21 protein-coding genes are annotated in these 21,797 nt (G+C 49.0%); 4 read left to right on the top strand and 17 right to left on the bottom strand.

Features of this window, described 5'->3' with window-relative positions; all coding sequences use genetic code 11:
* Window positions 1-23: 23 nt before the first annotated feature.
* The 9 genes from nuoE to UM181_15660 all read right to left on the bottom strand — a co-directional run bounded on the left by nuoE (window position 24) and on the right by UM181_15660 (window position 9,189).
* Window positions 24-1,070 (bottom strand): NADH-quinone oxidoreductase subunit NuoE, encoded by a 1,047-nt coding sequence (nuoE, locus tag UM181_15620; protein WQC62724.1) that lies wholly within the window; start codon window positions 1,068-1,070, stop codon window positions 24-26.
* Window positions 1,070-2,284 (bottom strand): NADH-quinone oxidoreductase subunit D, encoded by a 1,215-nt coding sequence (locus UM181_15625; GenBank protein WQC64780.1) that lies wholly within the window; start codon window positions 2,282-2,284, stop codon window positions 1,070-1,072. Before UM181_15625 ends, nuoE begins: the two co-directional genes overlap by 1 nt.
* Window positions 2,284-2,901, bottom strand: a complete 618-nt coding sequence (locus tag UM181_15630; protein WQC62725.1) for an NADH-quinone oxidoreductase subunit C — start codon at window positions 2,899-2,901, stop codon at window positions 2,284-2,286. Before UM181_15630 ends, UM181_15625 begins: the two co-directional genes overlap by 1 nt.
* Window positions 2,898-3,422 carry an NADH-quinone oxidoreductase subunit B family protein gene (locus UM181_15635; protein ID WQC64781.1) on the bottom strand — a complete coding sequence of 175 codons (525 nt, stop codon included), beginning with the start codon at window positions 3,420-3,422 and terminating at the stop codon, window positions 2,898-2,900. The genes UM181_15630 and UM181_15635 overlap by 4 nt, the downstream gene beginning before the upstream one ends.
* Window positions 3,422-3,787, bottom strand: a complete 366-nt coding sequence (locus UM181_15640; GenBank protein ID WQC62726.1) for an NADH-quinone oxidoreductase subunit A — start codon at window positions 3,785-3,787, stop codon at window positions 3,422-3,424. Before UM181_15640 ends, UM181_15635 begins: the two co-directional genes overlap by 1 nt.
* Window positions 3,788-3,989: 202 nt before the next feature.
* Window positions 3,990-5,924, bottom strand: coding sequence for a biotin carboxylase N-terminal domain-containing protein (locus UM181_15645; GenBank protein WQC62727.1), 1,935 nt, complete (start codon window positions 5,922-5,924; stop codon window positions 3,990-3,992).
* 95 nt (window positions 5,925-6,019) lie between these two features.
* Window positions 6,020-7,624, bottom strand: a complete 1,605-nt coding sequence (locus tag UM181_15650; GenBank protein WQC62728.1) for a carboxyl transferase domain-containing protein — start codon at window positions 7,622-7,624, stop codon at window positions 6,020-6,022.
* On the bottom strand, window positions 7,608-7,979 hold the full coding sequence (locus UM181_15655; protein ID WQC62729.1) for a hypothetical protein: 372 nt from the start codon (window positions 7,977-7,979) through the stop codon (window positions 7,608-7,610). The genes UM181_15650 and UM181_15655 overlap by 17 nt, the downstream gene beginning before the upstream one ends.
* A gap of 46 nt (window positions 7,980-8,025) precedes the next feature.
* On the bottom strand, window positions 8,026-9,189 hold the full coding sequence (locus UM181_15660) for an acyl-CoA dehydrogenase family protein (protein WQC62730.1): 1,164 nt from the start codon (window positions 9,187-9,189) through the stop codon (window positions 8,026-8,028).
* A 356-nt stretch (window positions 9,190-9,545) separates the two neighbouring features.
* Between UM181_15660 and UM181_15665 the strand changes: the two genes are divergently transcribed.
* Window positions 9,546-10,334 carry a delta-class carbonic anhydrase gene (locus UM181_15665; protein ID WQC62731.1) on the top strand — a complete coding sequence of 263 codons (789 nt, stop codon included), beginning with the start codon at window positions 9,546-9,548 and terminating at the stop codon, window positions 10,332-10,334.
* 11 nt (window positions 10,335-10,345) lie between these two features.
* Here the strand turns inward: UM181_15665 and UM181_15670 are convergent, their stop codons facing one another.
* Together UM181_15670 and UM181_15675 are read right to left on the bottom strand one after the other, a co-directional pair.
* Window positions 10,346-11,563, bottom strand: a complete 1,218-nt coding sequence (locus UM181_15670) for a DegT/DnrJ/EryC1/StrS family aminotransferase (GenBank protein ID WQC62732.1) — start codon at window positions 11,561-11,563, stop codon at window positions 10,346-10,348.
* A 104-nt stretch (window positions 11,564-11,667) separates the two neighbouring features.
* Complete coding sequence (locus UM181_15675; GenBank protein WQC62733.1) at window positions 11,668-12,345, bottom strand: HAD-IA family hydrolase; 678 nt, start codon at window positions 12,343-12,345, stop codon at window positions 11,668-11,670.
* 139 nt (window positions 12,346-12,484) lie between these two features.
* On the opposite strand from UM181_15675, the gene glmU reads away from it, so the two are divergent.
* Both glmU and glmS read left to right on the top strand, forming a co-directional pair.
* Window positions 12,485-13,840 carry a bifunctional UDP-N-acetylglucosamine diphosphorylase/glucosamine-1-phosphate N-acetyltransferase GlmU gene (gene glmU, locus UM181_15680; GenBank protein WQC62734.1) on the top strand — a complete coding sequence of 452 codons (1,356 nt, stop codon included), beginning with the start codon at window positions 12,485-12,487 and terminating at the stop codon, window positions 13,838-13,840.
* Window positions 13,840-15,660 carry a glutamine--fructose-6-phosphate transaminase (isomerizing) gene (gene glmS / locus UM181_15685; protein WQC62735.1) on the top strand — a complete coding sequence of 607 codons (1,821 nt, stop codon included), beginning with the start codon at window positions 13,840-13,842 and terminating at the stop codon, window positions 15,658-15,660. The genes glmU and glmS overlap by 1 nt, the downstream gene beginning before the upstream one ends.
* A gap of 532 nt (window positions 15,661-16,192) precedes the next feature.
* On the opposite strand, the gene UM181_15690 is transcribed toward glmS, so the two are convergent.
* The 6 genes from UM181_15690 to UM181_15715 all read right to left on the bottom strand — a co-directional run bounded on the left by UM181_15690 (window position 16,193) and on the right by UM181_15715 (window position 20,854).
* Entirely contained in the window at window positions 16,193-16,774 is a 582-nt protein-coding gene (locus tag UM181_15690) for an MOSC domain-containing protein (GenBank protein WQC62736.1), read from the bottom strand.
* A 72-nt stretch (window positions 16,775-16,846) separates the two neighbouring features.
* On the bottom strand, window positions 16,847-17,593 hold the full coding sequence (locus UM181_15695; protein ID WQC62737.1) for a Sir2 family NAD-dependent protein deacetylase: 747 nt from the start codon (window positions 17,591-17,593) through the stop codon (window positions 16,847-16,849).
* Window positions 17,594-17,782: 189 nt separating this feature from the next.
* Complete coding sequence (gene ehuA / locus UM181_15700; protein WQC62738.1) at window positions 17,783-18,568, bottom strand: ectoine/hydroxyectoine ABC transporter ATP-binding protein EhuA; 786 nt, start codon at window positions 18,566-18,568, stop codon at window positions 17,783-17,785.
* Between the two features lie 18 nt (window positions 18,569-18,586).
* Window positions 18,587-19,264, bottom strand: coding sequence for an ectoine/hydroxyectoine ABC transporter permease subunit EhuD (ehuD, locus tag UM181_15705; GenBank protein ID WQC62739.1), 678 nt, complete (start codon window positions 19,262-19,264; stop codon window positions 18,587-18,589).
* Window positions 19,265-19,267: 3 nt separating this feature from the next.
* Window positions 19,268-19,939, bottom strand: coding sequence for an ectoine/hydroxyectoine ABC transporter permease subunit EhuC (gene ehuC / locus UM181_15710; GenBank protein WQC62740.1), 672 nt, complete (start codon window positions 19,937-19,939; stop codon window positions 19,268-19,270).
* Window positions 19,940-20,008: 69 nt separating this feature from the next.
* On the bottom strand, window positions 20,009-20,854 hold the full coding sequence (locus tag UM181_15715; protein WQC62741.1) for a transporter substrate-binding domain-containing protein: 846 nt from the start codon (window positions 20,852-20,854) through the stop codon (window positions 20,009-20,011).
* A 157-nt stretch (window positions 20,855-21,011) separates the two neighbouring features.
* On the opposite strand from UM181_15715, the gene UM181_15720 reads away from it, so the two are divergent.
* Window positions 21,012-21,491, top strand: a complete 480-nt coding sequence (locus UM181_15720; GenBank protein WQC62742.1) for an Lrp/AsnC family transcriptional regulator — start codon at window positions 21,012-21,014, stop codon at window positions 21,489-21,491.
* The last annotated feature ends 306 nt before the right edge of the window (window positions 21,492-21,797 follow it).

Raw genomic sequence — 21,797 nt, forward strand, 5'->3', positions numbered from 1 at the left:
AATGGAACTCGCGCTTAAAAACGCTATTCCTTTATACCACGAGTTTGAGTTTTCGTCTTGTTTTGCGCGACAAGTGCATCTGCCTGCTCTGGCCAAGCATCACGGCTAGCACAGCCTTTGAAGCCTGGAAAATGCGCGTCAGCCCAGGCCACATTTTCGGCGGTCCATTTTGAAATTTGGTCAAAGTGAAAGATACCAGCAGCGTTTAAAAGCGCCTTTAACTTTGGACCAATACCTTTGATTAGGCCCAAATCATCAGCGCCCGCTTTGCGCGCCACCTTCAAAAGCCGCGGCTGTTTCGGCACAATGCCTGTTGAGCTATCAGTTGCACTGGATTTAGCACCTTTGGCGTTTGTCTTTGATTTGCCAAGCCACGGCGTTGTCACCGGCACTTCGCTTCCATCGATGCGCTTGAGTGTATCGTTGAGTTCAACCGCAAGCGCGGCACTGGCGTTATGGGCCTGGCGGTTAGCTTCATATTGCTTCAGAGACGTCGCGCCCCCCAAAGGTTCGCAAGAAAAACGCCCGTTTTGTGGGCCCGGCAGCGGTATCTTGCCCTCTGCCATCTCATCGATCATCGCGGCAAAGCCGTCTGCCGTTAGGTTTTCGTAATAATCCTTGCCGATCTGGGCCATTGGCGCGTTTGTACAAGCGCCCAAACACTCGACCTCTTCCCAGCTGAACCTCCCGTCAGCTGAAAGCTGATGGGCCTCGGATGCGATTTTTTCCCGACAAACTGAGATCAGATCTTCCGCGCCACATATCATACAGGATGTGGTTCCACAGACTTGAATATGCGCAACAGATCCAACTGGTTGCAATTGAAACATAAAGTAAAACGTCGCCACTTCCAACGCCCGCATATACGCCAAGCCAAGCATATCCGCTACGGCTTCGATGGCAGGACGTGGCAACCAACCCACTTGTTCTTGCGCGCGCCAAAGAAGCGGGATGATTGCCGAAGCTTGACGGCCTTCGGGGTATTTGCTGATTTGCGCTTCCGCCCAAGCTTTATTTGCAGGCGTAAACTCAAAACTATCCGGTTGATCAGGGTGTAAGCGGCGCAGCATCAGCGGTCAATCTCTCCAAAAACAACGTCCATCGTACCAATGATTGCAGCCACATCCGCAAGTTGGTGCCCGGACGCGATGTAGTCCATAGCTTGCAAATGCAAGAACCCTGGCGCACGCAACTTTGCCCGATACGGTTTATTGCTGCCATCCGCCACCAAATACACGCCAAACTCACCCTTCGGGGCTTCTACCGCAGCGTAAACTTCACCGGCGGGAACATGAAAACCCTCTGTGTAAAGTTTAAAATGATGAATAAGCGCTTCCATCGACTGCTTCATCTCGGTGCGCTTTGGCGGTGTCAGCTTACCACGCGCCAAAACATCGCCTTTTTCGACACGTAACTTAGCAATGGACTGCCGAATAATCGAAACCGATTGGCGCATTTCTTCCATCCGCACCAAATAGCGATCATAACAATCCCCGTTCTTTCCAACCGGGATTTGAAACTCAAACTCATCATAGCACTCATATGGCTGTGCGCGCCGTAGATCCCAAGCCAAACCGGATCCACGCACCATCACGCCCGAGAAGCCGTAATTCAGAATATCTTCTTCGCTGATCACACCAATATCGGCATTGCGCTGCTTGAAAATTCGGTTTTCTGTTAATAGCCCATCGATGTCATCCATCACTTCTGGAAACGCCAAGGCCCAAGCCTCTATATCATCGATCAAATCATCGCTGATATCCTGATGCACCCCTCCGGGACGGAAATAAGCCGCATGCAAACGCGCGCCGCACGCGCGTTCATAAAACACCATCAGCTTTTCACGCTCTTCGAAACCCCAAAGAGGCGGCGTCAAGGCGCCCACATCCATCGCCTGCGTTGTCACATTCAACAAGTGATTTAAAACGCGGCCTATTTCACTGTAAAGAACCCGTATCAGCGAGGCACGACGTGGCACCTCGACGCCGGTCAGCTTTTCAATCGCCAAACACCACGCATGTTCTTGGTTCATCGGGGCGACATAATCCAGCCGGTCAAAATAGGGCAGATTCTGCAAATAAGTGCGGCTTTCCATCAACTTCTCAGTGCCACGATGCAACAGGCCAATATGCGGATCGCAGCGCTCTACGATTTCGCCATCAAGCTCCAAGACCAGCCGCAACACACCATGCGCCGCCGGATGCTGAGGGCCAAAATTTATGTTGAAATTTCGAATTTTCTGTTCGCCCGTCAGCGCATCGTTAAATTCGTTGGAGCCATCCATCATTTCGCAGCCTCTTTTTCATCACCAGGAAGCACGTATTCAGCCCCTTCCCAAGGCGACATAAAGTCAAATTGCCGGTATTCTTGCACAAGACTCACAGGCTCATACACCACACGCTTTTGCGCTTCGTCATAGCGCACCTCGGTATATCCGGTTGTCGGAAAGTCTTTGCGCAGCGGGTGCCCGCGAAACCCATAATCTGTCAGTAAACGCCTCAAATCAGGATGACCAGTAAATAAAATACCAAACATATCAAATACTTCGCGTTCAAACCAATTCGCTGAAGGATGGACATCACAGATCGATGGTAACATTTCATCTTCGCGGATTGACACCCGCAGGCGAACCCGTTTGTTTTGATACATCGATAGAAAATGATAGACGACGTCAAAACGATCGCTGCGCTCTGGATAATCGACTGCGGTAATATCTACCAAGCTCGAAAACTGACAATTCGCATCCGTCTTCAAAAAACTCACGAAATTATGCAAATTAGACGGAGCGACACAGATTGTGAGCTCATCAAACGCAATCTCCCAGCTTAAAACGCAATCCTTACGCTTATCGGCCAATTGAGCGCCTAACTCCTTCAAAGCAGAAACATTTGACTGGGTCATCTTACAATCGTTCCCGTGCGGCGGATTTTACGTTGCAAAGCCATGATCCCATACAGCAACGCTTCAGCTGTTGGTGGGCAACCGGGGACATAAATATCAACCGGCACAATGCGATCGCATCCACGCACCACGGAATAGCTGTAATGATAATAGCCGCCACCATTGGCGCATGAGCCCATGGAAATCACGTAACGCGGTTCGGGCATCTGATCATAAACTTTGCGTAACGCAGGCGCCATTTTATTGGTTAAAGTACCCGCCACAATCATCAAATCCGACTGGCGCGGGCTGGCGCGGGGTGCTGTTCCAAAACGCTCAAGATCGTAGCGAGGCATCGAGGTATGCATCATTTCAACGGCGCAACACGCCAATCCAAACGTCATCCAATGTAAGCTGCCCGTACGCGCCCAATTGATAATATCTTCTGTCGAGGTCAGCAAAAAGCCTTTATCTTGAAGCTCTCGGTTCAGCTCTTGCGTGGCAACTTCTTTATCCACACCCGCCGCGTTTACGCCCGCCATCACTCCCATTCCAGAGCCCCTTTTTTCCACTCATAGGCAAAGCCAATCGTTAAAACGCCCAAAAACACCATCATAGACCAAAATCCGACCATGCTTATATCCTTAAAGGCCACCGCCCAAGGGAATAAAAAGGCAATTTCCAAATCAAAAATAATGAAGAGGATTGAAACCAAATAGAATCGGACATCGAACTTCATTCGCGCATCGTCAAAGGCATTAAAGCCGCACTCATAGGCAGAGACTTTTTCGGGATCTGGATTTCGAACAGCCACCACTACTGCGGCCAAAATAAGCAATAAGCCAAGGCCAATAGCGATGGCCATAAATACAAGTATCGGGAGGTATTCCCTTAGCAAGTCATCCACAGACGGCTCCATATTTTGGCGTTACGGTGGCAAACCCAACGCCCAGTTGGCTTGGCGAGGGTGTACCCCTCTGGGAACTCGGGGTCAACATGCCAAGAGAAGAATTCACCGCCCAGAATAGCGCAACCTAACCATATTGATCGCAAACCTCTAAAATTCGGAAAATTCGATCAAAAAAATCTCGTTTCAAACCATAAAAAATTTAATTTTGATCATTTTTTAGCTGAATAAGCAGTGCTTGCGCCTCAACATAAGCACCCTCTTGAACAGCAATCTCATCAACCCTGGCAGAAAAAGGGGCAGAGAGCACTTGCTGCATCTTCATTGCCTCTAACGTGATCAAAGGCTGGCCCTCTTCCACCTCCTGCCCCGCGCTCACAGATACTGCAATTACAAGCCCGGGCATCGGAGCCTCGATCTGTGTTGTGCCAACAGCAGCCACTTCCGCGCGGCTTAAAGGGTCAATTAGCTTCAGCGCTATACCGCCCTGATCAAACACTGTGATATCGCGCCCCGCCCGGTGAGCCGCCGGCAAAGCCTCCCCCTCAAATTGCCACCCCGCATCGCTGTAAATCGCGGGATAATCTGCACCCTGCCATTTTAAAATAATTTGGTTTTCAATCAGCTGTACCGGCAATACGATCTGTTGCCCCTCAAAGATTACTTGCACCCTTTGTGACGCGCCTTTCCAAAGACAAAACCCGCTTAAACGCGACTTGGTGGCCTGGTTCCCAACAGCACAGACCACGCCCGCCAATAGGGCGCGTGCCGTCAACTTGACCGGCGCAGTCAGCACGGATGAATTTCTAGAAATCAAACCTGTATCGAGCCGGCAGGATGTGAAATCGCTAATTTGGGTTAACGCAGCGAGAAAACCCAGATTTGTCTTAATACCGGCAATCTCAATCGCGGCCAAGCTCTGACCCATTTTATCAATCGCCGCGCGCCGATTTTGACCAAACACGATAACTTTCGCCAACATCGGGTCGTAAAATGCGCTTATCATATCATTGGCAATTACCCCAGAATCGATGCGGCACGCGCTGGGAAAGGCCAAATGCGTCAACTGTCCCGCCATTGGCAAAAAATCTTGCTGGGGATCTTCGGCGTAAAGCCGCGCTTCGATCGCATGGCCAGTGATCTTTAAATCTTTTTGCTGCATTGGCAATTTACCGCCCGCGGCCACAATTAACTGCCACTCCACGAGATCCACGCCGGTAATGGCTTCGGTCACAGGATGCTCAACTTGCAAACGGGTGTTCATTTCCATGAACCAAAAGCGATCTTCACGCAGCCCATCAGATCCATCAACAATGAACTCAACCGTGCCTGCTCCGCGATATTCTATAGCCTTGGCCGCTGCAACTGCAGCCTTGCCCATCACCGCGCGCATCTGCTTGGTCATCCCGGGCGCCGGCGCTTCCTCGACAACTTTTTGATGGCGCCGCTGTAAAGAGCAATCTCGTTCAAATAAATGCAGAACATCCGTCCCGTCACCAAATACCTGCACTTCAATATGACGCGGTTGCGAAATGAATTTTTCAAGTAAAACATCGCCATTGCCAAAGGCATTTACCGCCTCAGAACGCGCCTCGGATAGCGCTGCTGCAAAGGCATCAGCCGTATCGACCAAACGCATACCTTTCCCACCGCCGCCCGCAACCGCCTTAATCAAAACCGGAAATCCAATTTTTTCAGCCTCTTTAAGCAAACGCGCGGGATCTTGATGGCCAGAAAACCCAGGCACCACGGGCACTCCTGCCTTCGCCATAAGGGCCTTCGCCGAGTCTTTTAACCCCATGGCTCGAATGGCGCTGGCCGAGGGCCCAATAAAAACCAAACCCGCAGCCTCTACCGCCTCAACAAACTCAGGGTTTTCGGATAAAAACCCATAACCAGGATGAATAGCCTGCGCCCCAGAGCTTAAAGCGGCGGCAATTATTTTATCACTGCAAAGATAGCTTTGCGCTGGCAATGCGCCACCAATATGAACCGCGTGATCGGCCTGCAAAACATGTTGTGCATTTTGATCCGCGTCGGAATACACCGCGATGCAACGCACCCCCATTCGCTGCGCGCTACGCATCACGCGCAAGGCAATTTCACCACGATTTGCGATTAAAATACCCTCAAACATGCAAGCCTCTTATGTGCGGTTTCATGCCAATGTGCGGTTTTATGCCAAACTGACCAAATATAAATTTGATCACACGCGCTGCGCCTGCGCTTATGTTACATTCTGAATAGGCCAAAGCGGGTCTCCTCTATGGGCGCGTTTAAGGCGGCCCGCAATGAGCAATAAAGCGTCTCACGGGTTTTTCGCGGATCGATGATCCCGTCATCCCAAAGTCGCGCCGAGGCGTAAAGCGGATGCGATTGCTCTTCAAACATATCCAAAGTGGGTTTTTGAAAGGCCGCTTCTTCCTCTGCAGACCAAACGCCGCCCGCGCGCTCAATATTATCACGCTTCAACGTGGCCAAAACTTGCGCGGCTTGCGCGCCGCCCATCACCGAAATTCGGCTATTGGGCCAAGTCCATAAAAAACGCGGCTGATAGGCACGCCCCGACATGCCGTAATTCCCCGCCCCAAAACTTCCCCCGATCAGAACCGTCACTTTAGGCACTGCCGTGGTGGCAACCGCTGTCACCATTTTTGCACCATGGCGGGCTATACCTTCATTCTCGTAGCGCTGCCCCACCATGAAGCCTGTGATATTTTGTAAAAACACCAATGGTATTTTTCGTTGGCTGCAAAGTTCAATGAAATGCGCGCCTTTTTGCGCCGCTTCGCTCAGCAAGACCCCGTTATTGGCGACAATTCCGACAGGGCACCCCATCACATGCGCAAAGCCTGTTACCAAAGTTGTACCGAAACGGGCTTTAAACTCATCAAACCGTGAACCATCAACCAGACGCGCCAACACCTCGCGAATATCATATTGACTGCGCAAATCTCGTGGCACAACGCCCAAGATTTCGTTTGGATCATATTGGGGATCCTCGGCAGGTTGCAAATTTGGCAGATCCAATTTTGGACGATTGAGATTGGCCACAGCTTGGCGCGCCAAAGCCAGCGCGTGATCATCATCCTCAGCCAAATAGTCAGCCACCCCGGATAAGCGTGTATGCACATCCGCGCCACCAAGATCTTCGGCGCTTACAATTTCTCCCGTTGCAGCCTTGACCAAGGGGGGACCAGCTAAGAAAATCGTTCCCGCGCCGCGCACGATAATTGTGATATCAGACATCGCCGGAACATAGGCACCACCCGCTGTGCAAGAGCCCATCACCACGGCAATTTGCGCGATGCCTTTTGCCGACATTCTGGCTTGATTATAAAAAATCCGCCCAAAATGGTCTCGATCGGGGAAAACCTCATCTTGATTGGGCAAGTTGGCACCGCCACTATCCACCAAATACAGGCAGGGTAAATGACATTCTTCTGCGATCTCCTGCGCGCGCAAATGCTTTTTGACGCTCATCGGGTAATAGGTTCCCCCTTTAACCGTGGCATCATTGCAAATGATCATACAGTCCAAACCGTGCACCTGACCAATGCCCGCAACCAGCCCAGCCGATGGCGCATCGCCATTATACAGGCCATGCGCCGCGGTCGCGCCAATTTCCAAAAACGAGCTTCCATAATCCAACAAATTAGCCACCCGTGCGCGCGGCAGCATTTTGCCACGGTCCAAATGACGCTGCCGGGCCTTTTCGCCGCCGCCTGCCGCTGCAAGCTCGGCCGCCGATCGAACCAAGTCTAGGCTTTCCAGATGCGCAGATTGATTACTCATGAAATCTTCTGATGCCGTTTTAATTTTAGAGAAAAGACGCATTTTGACCTCCGATAAACGCTGCCTGCAAATCATCAGAGCCAAGAGGCGCGCGCGATGTGCCGATCAATTGCCCCCATGGCGCGATCAGAAAGCGATAAGGTGCTGCGGCGCCTGGCTGGCAAATCACCTCAAGGCGCACCCAAAGCAAATGATGCGGCGTTGCATAGCAATCGCTCTCAGACCCGCTATGCCCCTCTTTGGTTGAGGCGATGATATAGTGCGTTGCATAAAAGGTGATGGTTGCTGTCTCATCCAAAACGGCAGCTTTCACCCCCAAACGCAACGCCAAAAAAAGTAAGAGCAGGCAAAATACGCCCAGAACAAACCAGGCGGGATGCAAGTTTCGCAGCGTCACCTGACGCCCGCCTTTATATCAGCCATTATGATCCGCCTCTTCCCCATCAGCGCATTGCTGACATCAGCTCTCGACCGATCAACATACGCCGAATTTCAGACGTACCGGCACCAATTTCCATCAATTTTGCATCTCTAAAAAGGCGCGCAACCGGCGCGTCAGCCAGAAACCCTGCCCCGCCCATCGCCTGCACGGCTTGGTGGGCTATTTTCATCGCTTGCTCGGATGCATAAAGTACGCAACCGGCGGCATCCTGACGCGTAATTTCGCCCCGATCGCAGGCTTTTGCCGCCTCATAAACATAGGCGCGGGCTGAATTCATCGCCGTATACATATCAGCAATTTTGCCCTGCATCAGTTGAAAATCTCCGATACTTTGGCCAAATTGTTTACGGTCAACCAAATAGGGCATCACCTCATCCAGACAGGCGGCCATAATCCCAGTACCAATTCCCGATAAGACAACCCGCTCGTAATCCAAACCAGACATAAGAACCTTAGCCCCTCTGCCCTCTTCCCCTAAAACGTTTTCAAACGGCACTTCAACATCTTCAAAAATAAGTTCCGCCGTGTTGGACCCGCGCATACCTAACTTGTCAAAATGCGATGAGGTCGAAAAGCCTGACATCGTTTTTTCGATCAAAAAGGCGGTAATACCTTTTGATCCCGCTTCCGGATCGGTTTTGGCATAAACAACCAATGTATCCGCGTCAGGCCCATTGGTAATCCAATATTTGCTGCCATTTAACCGATAGTAACCGTTTCGTTTTTCCGCGCATAACTGCATTGAAACCACATCAGACCCCGCTGCAGGTTCTGACATCGCCAAGGCCCCAATATGGTGCCCCGACACCAGCTTGGGAAGATATTTTTGTTTTTGCTCTTCAGTGCCGTTTAAACTGATTTGGTTTACGCATAGGTTTGAATGCGCGCCATAGGACAACGCCACGCTCGCGCTGGCGCGGGCAATTTCTTCAATCGCCACAGTATGCGCTAAATAGCCCATCTCAGCGCCACCATGCGCGCCCGAAATGGTAATGCCGAGCAATCCCATCTGCCCAAGCTCTTGCCAAAGCGCATCAGGAAATTGGTTTGACCGGTCAATTTCGCCGGCCATGGGGCGGATACGATCTTGAGAAAATCGATGCACGGCATCCTGCAGCGCCTGCACATCTTCGCCAAGATCAAACCGCATAGAGGCTAAAAACATATCGCAATCCATTTATTGAACACTTGTTCATTAAATGGAATACTTTGGATCAATAGTCAATAGTTTTACACCTGCAATCGCAGCCCTAAAAGCGCAAAAAAACCCCCAAGCAGACCCTCGCTTTAAATACGAAGAAAAGTAAATTTAACCGTTAAAACGGTGTGAAGCTTTCACGACAATTTGCACGTGAATTTTATCTATATGCGAGAATTATGTCGTTGAGAGCCTCTTCCGGTGCTCAAAAACGTCCTGGTTAGGGATTTGGCCCCAAAAAAGCCATTTTTATATTTAATTGAGATTTTATAGACCAAAACATTTCGGATTTTATCATTTGTTACTTAAATAAGGAATTTATTATGAAACAGGTTTCGATTGTTGCATGGCTTTTGTTTACGCTTAGTCCCGCATTCACCGCCGCCGATCACATTTGCCTTGGCTCGGGCCCTCAAACACCCCGTGATATCTCTCAGAAATTTGGCACCAATACCAGTAGCTTTAATCTCGCACCGAGCTATCGCGATATGAACTTATGCAACATACACACCCACACTTTCGCTGAGCATAAAGGCCCTGGATTCTCAATTTCCGCTAATAATGGACAAACTGACGGATATCGCTGCAATGACACTGCAGGACTATCTCAAGAAGAACTCACAGATCCAACGCATGGAAGTGGCGCTTTTCAAGGCGTCGCCCCGGGTGATACGATTGAAGTGCATTGGGTATATTCCTCTTGCGCCGTTCAGCCAGGTCAAGGATTGGGCTCTTGCCTCAGCGCCGCTTGTGCGAACCCCCAACTAAGGGTTGAGGCGCAAGTTTTTTTATTGGTCAACGACCCCTATGCCCTCAATTTTCAAACCATGGTCTATGACAATACGGTGATTGATGCGCGCCATCAAGCGAAGGCCCTGCCGACCCATACTGGAACGCCTATCGTTTTTGCAGGTTCTACCACCGGCCCAAAATACACAGCAAAAAAATGCTCGCCCTATCAAGTCACCTGGAGCGTTCGCCCAAATTGCGCAAAGTTAAATATCGCATCTCTGCATGATTGGGCTGCCAATGGGAATATTTTCAATGAAAGTCACTCTCATGGAGTTCGCGCGCTTGTCACTGAACCAGAGCTGTTGGCGCCCATAAATTAAACGCAATCTGCTTATATTGCGGTTTGGGCCGCGCTATCTGCAAGCTGGTAGAGCGCGCCCACTTCAGCGCGAATAATGCGCCCAATCACCGCGCAATCTTCAAGGCTGAAAGTAAGGGGTAAGCGCATATCAATCACCCCAGCCAAAACACGGTCGCTTTTTGGCATTGCAGATGATGGGGCGTAGCGCCAACTGTCATAGCGTGATGTGAAACCAGTTGGCTCTTTCCCGCCAAACCACTTCAGCTCAACCCCTCTTGACGCACAGCGCGCCAGCAGGTTTTCAACCCTGTCAGGTGTCCAATCTAGTAATAAAAACTGAATGGATGACCCAACATAGCTTTCTTCTTTTGGGCGCGAAATAAGCGTCAATCCCGGCGTATGCGCGAGCGCTTCCTCAACGGCTTGATAGCGCATGTTCCACGCCCGCGCCTGCGCCTGTAGATTGGCCAATTGTGGACGCAAAATTGCGGCGCGCAAATGATCCATCCGACCCGAAACATTGGGCGTGTGATACCGGATGTCAGCATAATGGCTGGCCGCCGGTGCGGCAATATGGCGATCATAAAGCATATAAGAACCCGACAAGATAACCGCTTTGGCCATCACATCCGCATCATCAGTGACCAAAAAGCCCCCCTCGCCCGAATTTATATGTTTGTAGGTTTGCGTGGAATAACACCCCACCAACCCATGACGCCCAGACCATGTTTCACGCCATTTTGCACCCATCGTATGCGCACAATCCTCAATAACCCGGACACCCGCTTGGTCACAGATCTTCATCAAATGATCCATATCGCAAATATGCCCACGCATGTGGCTAAGCATAAGCACATCCGCTTGAGCGATCTTTGCCTGTAAATCCTCTAAGTCGATCACTAGATCTTCGGTCACCCCAACATAAACCGGTATCGCGCCAACAGAGGCAATAGAGCCGGGAACTGGCGCAAGCGTAAACGCATTAGTTAAAACCCTATCACCCGGCTGCACATTCAACGCGCGCAGCGCCGTCGCCAACGCATATCCGCCGGAGGCAACCGCCAAGCAAAACGACGCCTCTACGCTGGCTGCAAATTCCTGTTCAAGCAAAGCCACATGACTTTGCTCGCCCTCTGCAACATTATAACGATGCAATCGACCGCTGCGCATCACGGCAACGGCAGCTTCTATTGCCGCTTCCGGGATGGGTTCCTGCTGGGTAAATTCACCCGTAAAAATTTCTGTCATATTATGTTGTTGCCTCTTCAAAAGCGAAGGTCAAGAGCGCAAGCCCCCCGGTTGCGCTAAGATCAGATTATCACCCTGATATAAGCCTATGGCCCTCAGCATGATCACCGCGTCGCTAAGCGTGCAATCAAGGGCGGCAGCTCTTCAAAAGACTTTATCACCGCTTCAGGCCTCAGCGCATGGATTTCTTGCGAAAGCGCTGAACCTTTGGGATGAAAATCAACCAAAATGCTGGGTACATTTGCAGCCTTTGCGGTAGAATGGTCGGTGAGCGTATCACCGATCATAAACGCCTTTTCGGGCCGGCCACCGGCCTGACGAACCGCTTCAAAAAACGGCGCTGGATCAGGCTTTCGCACGGGCAAACTGTCTGCGCCAATAAGCGAGTCAAACAACGCACGCTGCCCCATGCGGATCATCAGATCTTCGGCAAGATCGAAGGGCTTATTTGTACAAATTCCAACTTTACACCCTGCAGACTTCAAATCCTGAACCGCTTGAAGAGCACCAGGATAAAACGTTGTGAAGCGGTCAATTGAGGCACCATACGCTTGCAAAAGAACCGGATAAAACTCATCAATCACAGCTTGGTCAAATTTCCCCAATCGGGTCAGCCCAAGCGTCAACATCGCCCGCCCGCCCCGCAAGGCAGTCGCCGCATCCTCAGGCCACGTCAAAAGCTCGGGATGACCCATCTGTTCAAAACAAAAATTTGCGGCCGCCAATAAATCGCCGCTGGTATCTGCCAAAGTCCCGTCTAAATCAAAAATAACTGTCTGCATTGCCCCTGCCGATCGTTTGTTCGGCGTGTAATTGCCACGACCCGTAACATTGTGCAATGAAACTTGTGCAGCGCGGGCTTGCGCTTTGTGACCCACTCGATAAAAGAGCTTTGCAGTTTTAGTAATGGGTTGAAATTTTATGCAAACCGCCATTGTGATTTTAGCAGCAGGCAAAGGCACTCGGATGAAATCAGAGATGCCAAAGGTTTTGCACGAGGTCGCGGGCGCGCCACTACTCGTGCATTGCATGAAAACAGCGCAAACAATTGATCCCGAACATTTGATCATCGTGGCAGGTCACGGCAGCGAAGATGTGACAAAAACGGCCAGAACTTATGCCCCAGATAGCCAAATTGTGACGCAAAGCGCGCAATTGGGCACCGCGCATGCTGTTGCACAAAGCCGCGAAATTTTAAGCGGCTTTGAAGGTGATCTGATCATTCTTTATGGCGACACACCTTTTATTAGGCCGGAAACGCTAGGAAAGCTGGCGCAAGCACGGCAAAAGAGCGATCTTGTTGTCTTAGGGTTCCAAGCCAATGATCCCGGCCGTTACGGCCGTTTGGTCACATCCGGAACAGATTTGCTTGAAATCGTTGAATATAAAGAGGCAAACGCGGCACAAAAAGATATTAAGCTTTGTAACAGTGGCGTTTTGGCCGGCCCAGCTCAACTAATCTTCCAGCTGATCGAGCAGGTCGAAACCTCCAACAATGCCGGTGAGCTTTACCTCACTGATTGCATTGCTTTGGCGCGCGCTGCTGGAAAATCTGCGGGCGTGGTGACATGCCCCGAAGCAGAAACGCTTGGGGTAAACTCTCGCCGTGACCTCGCGCAAGCTGAGCAGGTCTTTCAAAACAATGCGCGCGCGGCTTTAATGGATACAGGCGTTAGCCTATTGGCGCCTGAAACGGTGTTTTTAAGCTTTGATACGGTGATTGGCCGCGACGCTCTTATTGAACAAAACGTGGTTTTCGGCGCTGGTGTAACGGTTGAAACCGGCGCAAAAATCCGCGCTTTTAGCCATTTGGAGGGCTGCCATGTGTCGCGAGAGGCGGTGATTGGCCCTTATGCCCGCTTGCGCCCCGGGGCTGAAGTTGCAAATGCTGCCAAAATTGGAAATTTTGTTGAAATAAAAAATGCCCAAATTGGCGAAGGCGCGAAGGTCAACCATCTAAGCTATATTGGCGATGCGGATATCGGCTCAGACAGCAATATTGGCGCCGGAACGATCACCTGCAATTATGATGGAGTGATGAAACATCATACACAAATTGGCCAGAACGTTTTTATCGGTTCAAATACCATGCTGGTTGCACCGGTTGACATAGGCGATGGAGCAATGACAGCAAGCGGCGCCGTCATCACCAAAAATGTTCCCGAAGATGCGCTGGCCCTCGCGCGCGCCGAGCAAATCAACAAGCCGGGACTGGCGCGAAAACTTCGTAAACTTTTGGCCAAACGGAAACAGCAAAACGAAACTGGAAAAAGCTGATGTGTGGAATTGTTGGAGTTTTAGGGAAAAATGAAGTTGCCCCTATACTGGTCGAGTCGTTAAAGCGGCTTGAATATCGCGGCTATGACAGCGCCGGGGTTGCCACGATTGAACATGGCAAGTTGGACCGCAGACGGGCCGTTGGGAAATTGGTTGAATTAAGCGATGTGCTGGTGCGCGAACCGTTGCGAGGCCGCGCTGGCATCGGGCATACAAGATGGGCCACCCATGGAAAGCCCACGCTATCAAACGCCCATCCGCATCAATTTGGCGCTGTAAGCGTAGTCCACAACGGAATTATTGAGAATTTCCGTGAATTGCGGCGTGAATTATCCGAGCACAATATCCACGCTGAAACCGATACTGACACCGAAACCATTGCGATGCTTACGGGGCATTTTATTGCCAAGGGGCAAAGCCCGACCGACGCGGCGCGCAGCACGTTGAAAAAGTTGGATGGCGCATTTGCGGTTTGTTTTTTATTCGCCGGGCATGATGACTTGATGATCGCAGCACGCAAAGGCTCGCCCCTGGCGATCGGATATGGCAAGGGGGAGATGTTTGTTGGGTCGGACGCAATCGCCTTAACGCCCCTAACCAATCAACTCAGCTATCTTGAAGAAGGCGATTTTGCCATTTTAACGCGGCAAAGCGTGGAGATCCGTGACCAAGACGGCCAACCCGTTCAACGCGAAAAGCGGACCATTCGCGGCGATAGCAGCCGCTATGACAAGGATGGTTACACCCATTTCATGGAAAAAGAAGTTTTTGAGCAACCCAGCGTTATAAAAACCGCAATCGCTCAATATTTCTCTCCGGAGAAGGTACAAGAAACGCAGCTTAAAGATATTGATTTCAGTCGATTTGATAGAGTTTTGCTGATCGCATGCGGCACCGGCTATTACGCCTGCCTGACGGCAAAATACTGGCTGGAACAATTGGCAGATATGCCCGCTGAAATCGATATTGCATCAGAATTTCGATATCGCGAGCCGCCCATTACCCCAAACACTTTGGCAATCTTCGTCAGCCAATCTGGTGAAACCGCAGATACTCTGGCCGCCCTGCGCTATTGCGCGGGAAAAGCCGCCGAAATTTGGTCGGTAACCAATGTTGCGGAAAGCTCAATCGCCCGCGAAAGTGGCGTCAATTTACCCATTTACGCCGGAATTGAAATCGGTGTTGCATCAACAAAAGCCTTCACCTGCCAATTAACGGTTCTACTCGCAATCGCAATGAAAGCAGCCGAGGCGCGCGGCGCTATGAGCGCGCGCGCACACGAAACCTTATCACAGGCAATTTTGGATCTGCCGGCCTTAATCAACCGCGCGCTTGATCAGCGCGAAGCCTACCAAATAGTTGCCAATGATCTGGCGAAAACCCAAGATATTTTATTTCTTGGGAGGGGTTTAATGTATCCACTGGCGCTTGAAGGTGCGCTAAAGCTAAAAGAAATCAGCTACATACATGCCGAAGCCTATGCTGCGGGTGAATTGAAGCACGGACCGATTGCATTGGTGGATAGCGCCGTGCCTGTGGTTGTGTTTGCCCCTAAAGATGCATTGTTCGAAAAAACCATATCCAATATGCAAGAAGTGATGGCGCGCAAAGGCAAAATAGCCCTTTTTTCTGAGCCTTCAGGGCTTGAAGCGGCTGAAGAAGCGCTTTGGCATCAAGTTCCCATGCCGCCATGCCATGAAGCTCTCACGCCTATTTTATACGCCATTCCCGCGCAATTATTGGCCTATTACACTGCCGTGGCGATGGGGACGGATGTTGACCAACCCCGCAATTTGGCCAAGTCGGTTACCGTGGAATAGATGGAGGTGAATATACTTATTCCTCAGGTTCACCGTTAAACAAGCTATTTCTAATGACCTTTTTTTCAAAACGGAATAAACCATATCACCTCTCAAAAACACTTGGTCTCCCTAGAATAACTTTCGAAATATAAAATAAAAATGTAAAGATCCTGTCTCTAGCCAAAAAAACTGGCATCCAGCTTCTTACGTTAAAAGACACTCGAAAAGGCCATCTGGCCCAGCTTTGCTTGATTGAGACCCTTTATAACATGGATTTAAATTTCGGCCGTATCCTTAACTTTCTGAGAAAACGCTATTTACCTACCCAAACTGAACTTCGATAAAACCAAAAAACATCAAGTTCATACGCGGCACATTTCAAAAAGATGGACATCCAGCCGCCGAAACCAATGCCTCGTCCAAAGTCTTTCAACGCGCCTCACAGGACGTAAAATACCGAACAAGGCGGGTAGAAAATATTTCTATAATTGTTTGATTTTCAAGATCGTTAATCAGCGATCTATAGAATATTTTCGCTTTTAAATTACTGTTAGTTTGGCTGCCAATTGCGTTGTGTCGGAACAAATAAACTCACCGTGTCACCGATTGAAAGCATGCCCGGTCGTTCGACCCAAGCGGTGATCCCCCGCCGCCCTTTGGCTGCGCTTTTAAACGCTTTGCCATGACCTGGGCGATCAGTTTCAATTTCTTTGGCCGGCCAATTGCAAGGCGCGTTTTCTAAGTCAACAGTAAAGGTGGTGCCGGCTTGCGTTTGCAGCCGTGAACCGGGTGGAATATGCGTGAAATCAGGGAGCCCGGCGATAACGATCGATGCCCCAAGCCAGCTTGGATCAAGCTGCGTTACGCCAATACGCGCTGCAATTTCGGCATTTTCCTCTGCGGACAAGATTGAGAGCTGACGCGTATTTCGAATTTCGGTACCTTTTGGGTAAAGCATCGTCACGCGCACGCAAGATGGGCGCGTTGCGCCAGAATGCGCTTCCCCAATGATACCCTCAAAGCTGGCTTCAGCGCTTGTAAGGGATTCAGACCTGATATTATTTTCTGGCGTAGAAACCCGCCCTAACCAAGCGATAGTGCCTTTAAAATCGGTTTTAACAAGACAAGACATGCAAAGTCCTTTCTGTCACATATGACACTGCAAAATGGGATAGCGATTTTTACGCTGGCTTCTTTAAACGAATTATTCCCTTGAAACATAAGTTTGGGCCGTCATTTGGTGATACGTGATGCCCTTTAATCCAAGATCAACGGGTTCAGGATCAACCACTTCAATTTTGGCGCCAGAGGCCAACGCATAGCGGAGCGCGATATTGGTAATATTCACGCTGAATGAAGTTCCCATAAAAACAAAATGCTCCGCCTCACGCATCCAGCTTTCCGCCAGAGACATGCGGTACAGCTCTGTATAATATTCATCGAATAATAGTACGAAAGGCTTCAAAGAATGCTCTACTGCTGGGGCCAGGGTGGTTTTGGAAATTTTAAAGGCCTCTAATAACGCGGCTTTAACCTCGGCATCGTTTTCAAGGTTAGAACAGGTTGCGACAACCTTTTCCCAAGGCGCATCAATCAGATCTACCTCATCGCCTTGAGCATGCAACACCGTTACCTTATCCAACCGACCATGGATCGGAATATAATCAGCATTGCCCGCCTTCCCGTCTAATCCATCAATGTTTTGGGTGATAAGTTTCTTGCCAGCCAACCAATCATGCACATTATTCGGCTGAATATGCCGATAGGAGGCAAAACGCCGGAAGTACCATAGAAGGAATTCATCTGGATGGGTCAAATACATGGCACGAGTGGCCATTTCTTGAGGTGTATAATTCACGCTCCCGATTGTCCAAAAACCATCTTTGCCTCTGAAGGTTGGAATGCCACTTTCCGCACTGACGCCGGCGCCGGTGATGTATAATATGGACATTTTTTTTCCTTCTAGTGGTTCAGAAATTACGCCGCGTTGTAAAGCTTATGTTTATCTACAAAACAACTTTACATAGATAAGACTTTATCAACCGCAATGTTTTTCTGCCCTTATTTAAGCATTAACAGTCCCATCTTTCTTAGCTTCAAACCTAAAATTCAACACCGCGCCCGCAACAGGCTCTCCCCCTTAATTGGCATCCAAAACGGCGTGAAGAAACTGTTTCGTTCTTTCATTTTTAGGATTGTCCAATAGCTCTTTTGGGGGGCCCTGTTCCAAAATCTTTCCTTCCGTGAAAAAACAAACACGATCCGATATTTCTCTGGCAAACCCCATTTGATGCGTGACCATGATCATTGTCAGATCATATTCCTTATTCAGCGACCGGATAACATTCAAAACCTCTCCCACCACTTCTGGATCCAGAGCAGATGTGATTTCATCCAAAAGCATGAGCTTTGGACGCATCGCAAGCGCCCGTGCTATCGCCACCCTTTGCTGTTGACCGCCGGATAAACGGCTTGGGTGCTGGTCTTTCTTACTGCTCAAGCCGACCAATTCGAGTAATTCAAGCGCCCGTTCTTCGGCAGCCTCTTTATTCATGCCAAGGACTTGCATTGGCGCTTCGATACAATTTTGTAGCGCCGTCATATGCGGGAACAAATTAAACTGTTGAAAGACCATCCCGATTTTGGAGCGACGTTGCCTAAGATGCTTTTCATCCGCTTCAATGATCGAGCCGTTAGAAGCCATATGGGTAAGCGGCGCGCCATCAAAATGAATTACACCACCATCGATTTTCTCTAACGTCATCAGCACTCTGAGCACGGTTGTTTTCCCTGAGCCAGACGGACCAATGATTGATATCATTTCATTTTTTTTAATCTCTAAGTTCAGTTTATCGAGGACAACAAGGTCACCATACCTTTTTGTCACCTGATCAAACTTAACGATACAATCATCTTTTTCTGCCATATCTCAACTTTTCTATTACTACCGAGTCGTTTTGCCTTGAGCTTTGTTCACGCGCTTCTCAAGCCGTCGTACCCACATTGCGGCTGGAATTGATAAGGTCAAAAAGATCAATCCAACCATCGTATAGGGTTCTAAATATCTATAATTATAACCTCCAACGGCAGTGGCGGCGTGAAACAGCTCGGCCACCCCAATGGTTGACAGCAAGGGTGTATCTTTAAAAATACCCACGAGATAATTCCCCATGCCAGGAATAGCGATTGGGAATGCTTGCGGCAGTATAATTCTTCTATAGGCATAGACATTAGAGAAATTTAACGCTCGGCAAGCTTCCCATTGAGCTTTGGGAACGGCTTCTAAAGCCCCCCGGTAAACTTCGCAGAGATACGTTCCAAAATGTAGGCCAATGGTGAGCATCCCGCAGACCCAAGCCGACAGCGTTATTCCGAATTGAGGCAACACAAAATAAACGAAAAACAATTGTATCAAAAGCGGCGTCGAGCGAATAAACTCGACAATCTCTCTGGTGATCATATTCAGTATTTTAGATGATGTTTTTTGCCCCAAAAGAAAAACCAAACCCACGAGGACCGCAATCAAATATCCAATACCAGCTGCAAGAATGGTGTTGCCCGTTGCACGGATAAGCGTTGGCAAAATTTCGTAGGCAAAATCCCATCTGAACCCAATTTCCATTGTTCAATGATCTCCCTGTCCAACTTTTCTTGCGGCTACAACTTCTAGCCACCGCAAGAACGGAACAAGTGCAAACCGCGCCATGATATAATAGATCAGCAAGGCTGTTCCGAAGCTTTGAGCTGACAGCCATGTGATAGAATTAATTTGTCGGGCCTCAAAAGTTAAATCAACAACGGTAACCAAAGCAACAAGCGCCGTTGCCTTCAACAATTCCACGGTTAAATTCGAAATGGGTGGCAGAATTATGGGAAAAATCTGCGGAATAATTATCCTGCTCATGCGTTTCGCAGGTGTAAAGTTAAGCGCATGCGCTGCCTCCCATTGGCCTTGAGGCACAGCCAGTATTCCGGCTCGGACCACTTCTGCACCATACGCCCCAAAATTGAGCCCCAGCGCAAGCACACCGGCAGAAAATGCCTCTAAAGACACGCCAAAGAAGGGTAAGACATAATAGGCCCAAAACAATTGGACCAACAAAGAAGTTCCCCTGAAAAACTCAATATAGACAGTTGCTATTCCCTGAATGGCTGCATTTTTCGACAGGCGCATCAATCCAAAAATCATGGAGATAATAAGAAAGAGAAAAAAGGAACATGCGAACACTTTCACGGTCGTGACTGTTCCAAATAACAGGGTGCCGCCGTGTTCGGACAAGAACTGTAAATAATTCAATGTTCAGCCTTAATGATCTTAAAGCAGACGACCCAAAACAGGCCGTCTGATTTTTACGTAAAAAAGGGTTTATTTGGTTGAGCAAGCCCATTCGGTTGTCATAGAGGCCGGTGGCAATTGCGCACGATCGTACCCATATTGACCGGCGCGTTCCAGCATAGTGTCAGGATTTGCCAAAACCTTCGCCAAAGCGGCGTTGAACGCTTGTCTGAATTCCTCATCAGATTTTCTAAAGCCAATTCCAACGACATTTAAAGTTTCTTTCGGCATAAGTTTAGGGTCAGTCACTTCAAATTGGCCACCGGTTTTTTCTTCATGCTCTTTCGCGCCAAAAAACGTTTGCACCGCAACATCTGCTCGGCCGGCTTTCATTGCAGCTAAAATGCCCACTTCGCCTTCAACCAAAAGCATTTGGCTGTCTGGCACGCCATATTTCTTTGCCGCTTCAACCGTGTTGAAGCCCGTGCCTGTAACCAGCTTGGCACCCGTGTCGATGACATCTTGATAGTTGTTGATATTCTTTGGGTTTCCTTTGGGGACCAACATTGCATCACCGAAAACACCAATAGGATCTGAGAAGTTTATGTTTTCGCATCTACTTTTTAAAATATACATGCCGCCTGTGATCATGTCCGAGCGGTTTGCATTTATCCCAGGGATCAGACCAGACCATTCAAAAACTTTCGTTTCATGCTCGTCTATACCCATTTCTTCCAATACGGTCAAAGCTATCGCGTTCACAAAACCCAAAGCTTCGCCATTGTCACCCGCGTAGGCCCAAGGCACCGCTGTTCCGAACCCAAGCCTTAATTTATCTCCATTTGCCAATCGTTCCGTCAATGTTTCTGCCTGAACAGAAGACACCGTAAATACTGATGCCAAAAGGACCGTCGCTACTTTAAAGAATCGTGTCATTGCTTTCCCCATCTGATAATACAATTTGACTTGTACCAAAAATAAAACATCGTGCATAGTTTGTTAACATGCAGAGCAAGTAAAACTTAATTTTATGATAGATTAATTGCGACAATGCACAAAATTACGACAAAGTTTATCAAATAAGAGGATTTTTATGAAGGAAAATATCACGAGCGCTGATGCGATTATTTTAAATTTACTGCAAAAAGATGCAAAACTTGGCTTAGATGTTCTGGCTTATGAAACTGGCTTATCCGTGGCATCGGTTCAAAGGCGTCTAAAGTCTTTGAGAACCAGAAAACTCATCCTTGGGGACGTCGCGATTGTAGATCCGGTAAAAGTTGGTCTGCCAATGACCTTCATCGTATTGGTTGAGCTGGAGCGGGAACGCATTGATCAAATAGATGCATTTATTCGCCGTGCCCAAGATGAGCCCTTGGTTCAACAATGTTATTACGTAACCGGTGAAGCTGATTTTTGTTTAATCTGCGTCGCTAAAAGTATGTTTGACTTTGAAGATTTAACAAAACGCCTCTTTTTTGAAAACTCTAACGTCCGACGTTTCAGAACGTCTGTCGCTATGGGAAACAAAAAAGTAAGCCTCAAAATACCAGTAGAACCCAATATAACTTAACATTTATGTCGTAATCGCACGTAAGATCTTTTAGGCCTCTCTCTTGAACCATAATATTCTAGAGCAAATTGTTAGATAACAGATTTGAAGCCTTTTATCGCCCCTACGGACCGTTGCGCGACTTTCCACCCGTTTGATTTCAAGTGGGAATACCTTGAAAATCAGAGCTGTGTTTGGCAAACAAGCCCAGCTAAAATGGAGCTGACACGCATCTGGAACTGACATGATATCCTTTTTTTCCGCTAGGTAAATTGATCGGCTTATGTTGCTGATAGATTTAAGTAACGTAACTTTTAGTGATGCACG

Source organism: Alphaproteobacteria bacterium US3C007 (assembly GCA_034423775.1).
Lineage (GTDB): Bacteria > Pseudomonadota > Alphaproteobacteria > Rhodobacterales > Rhodobacteraceae > Thalassovivens > Thalassovivens spotae.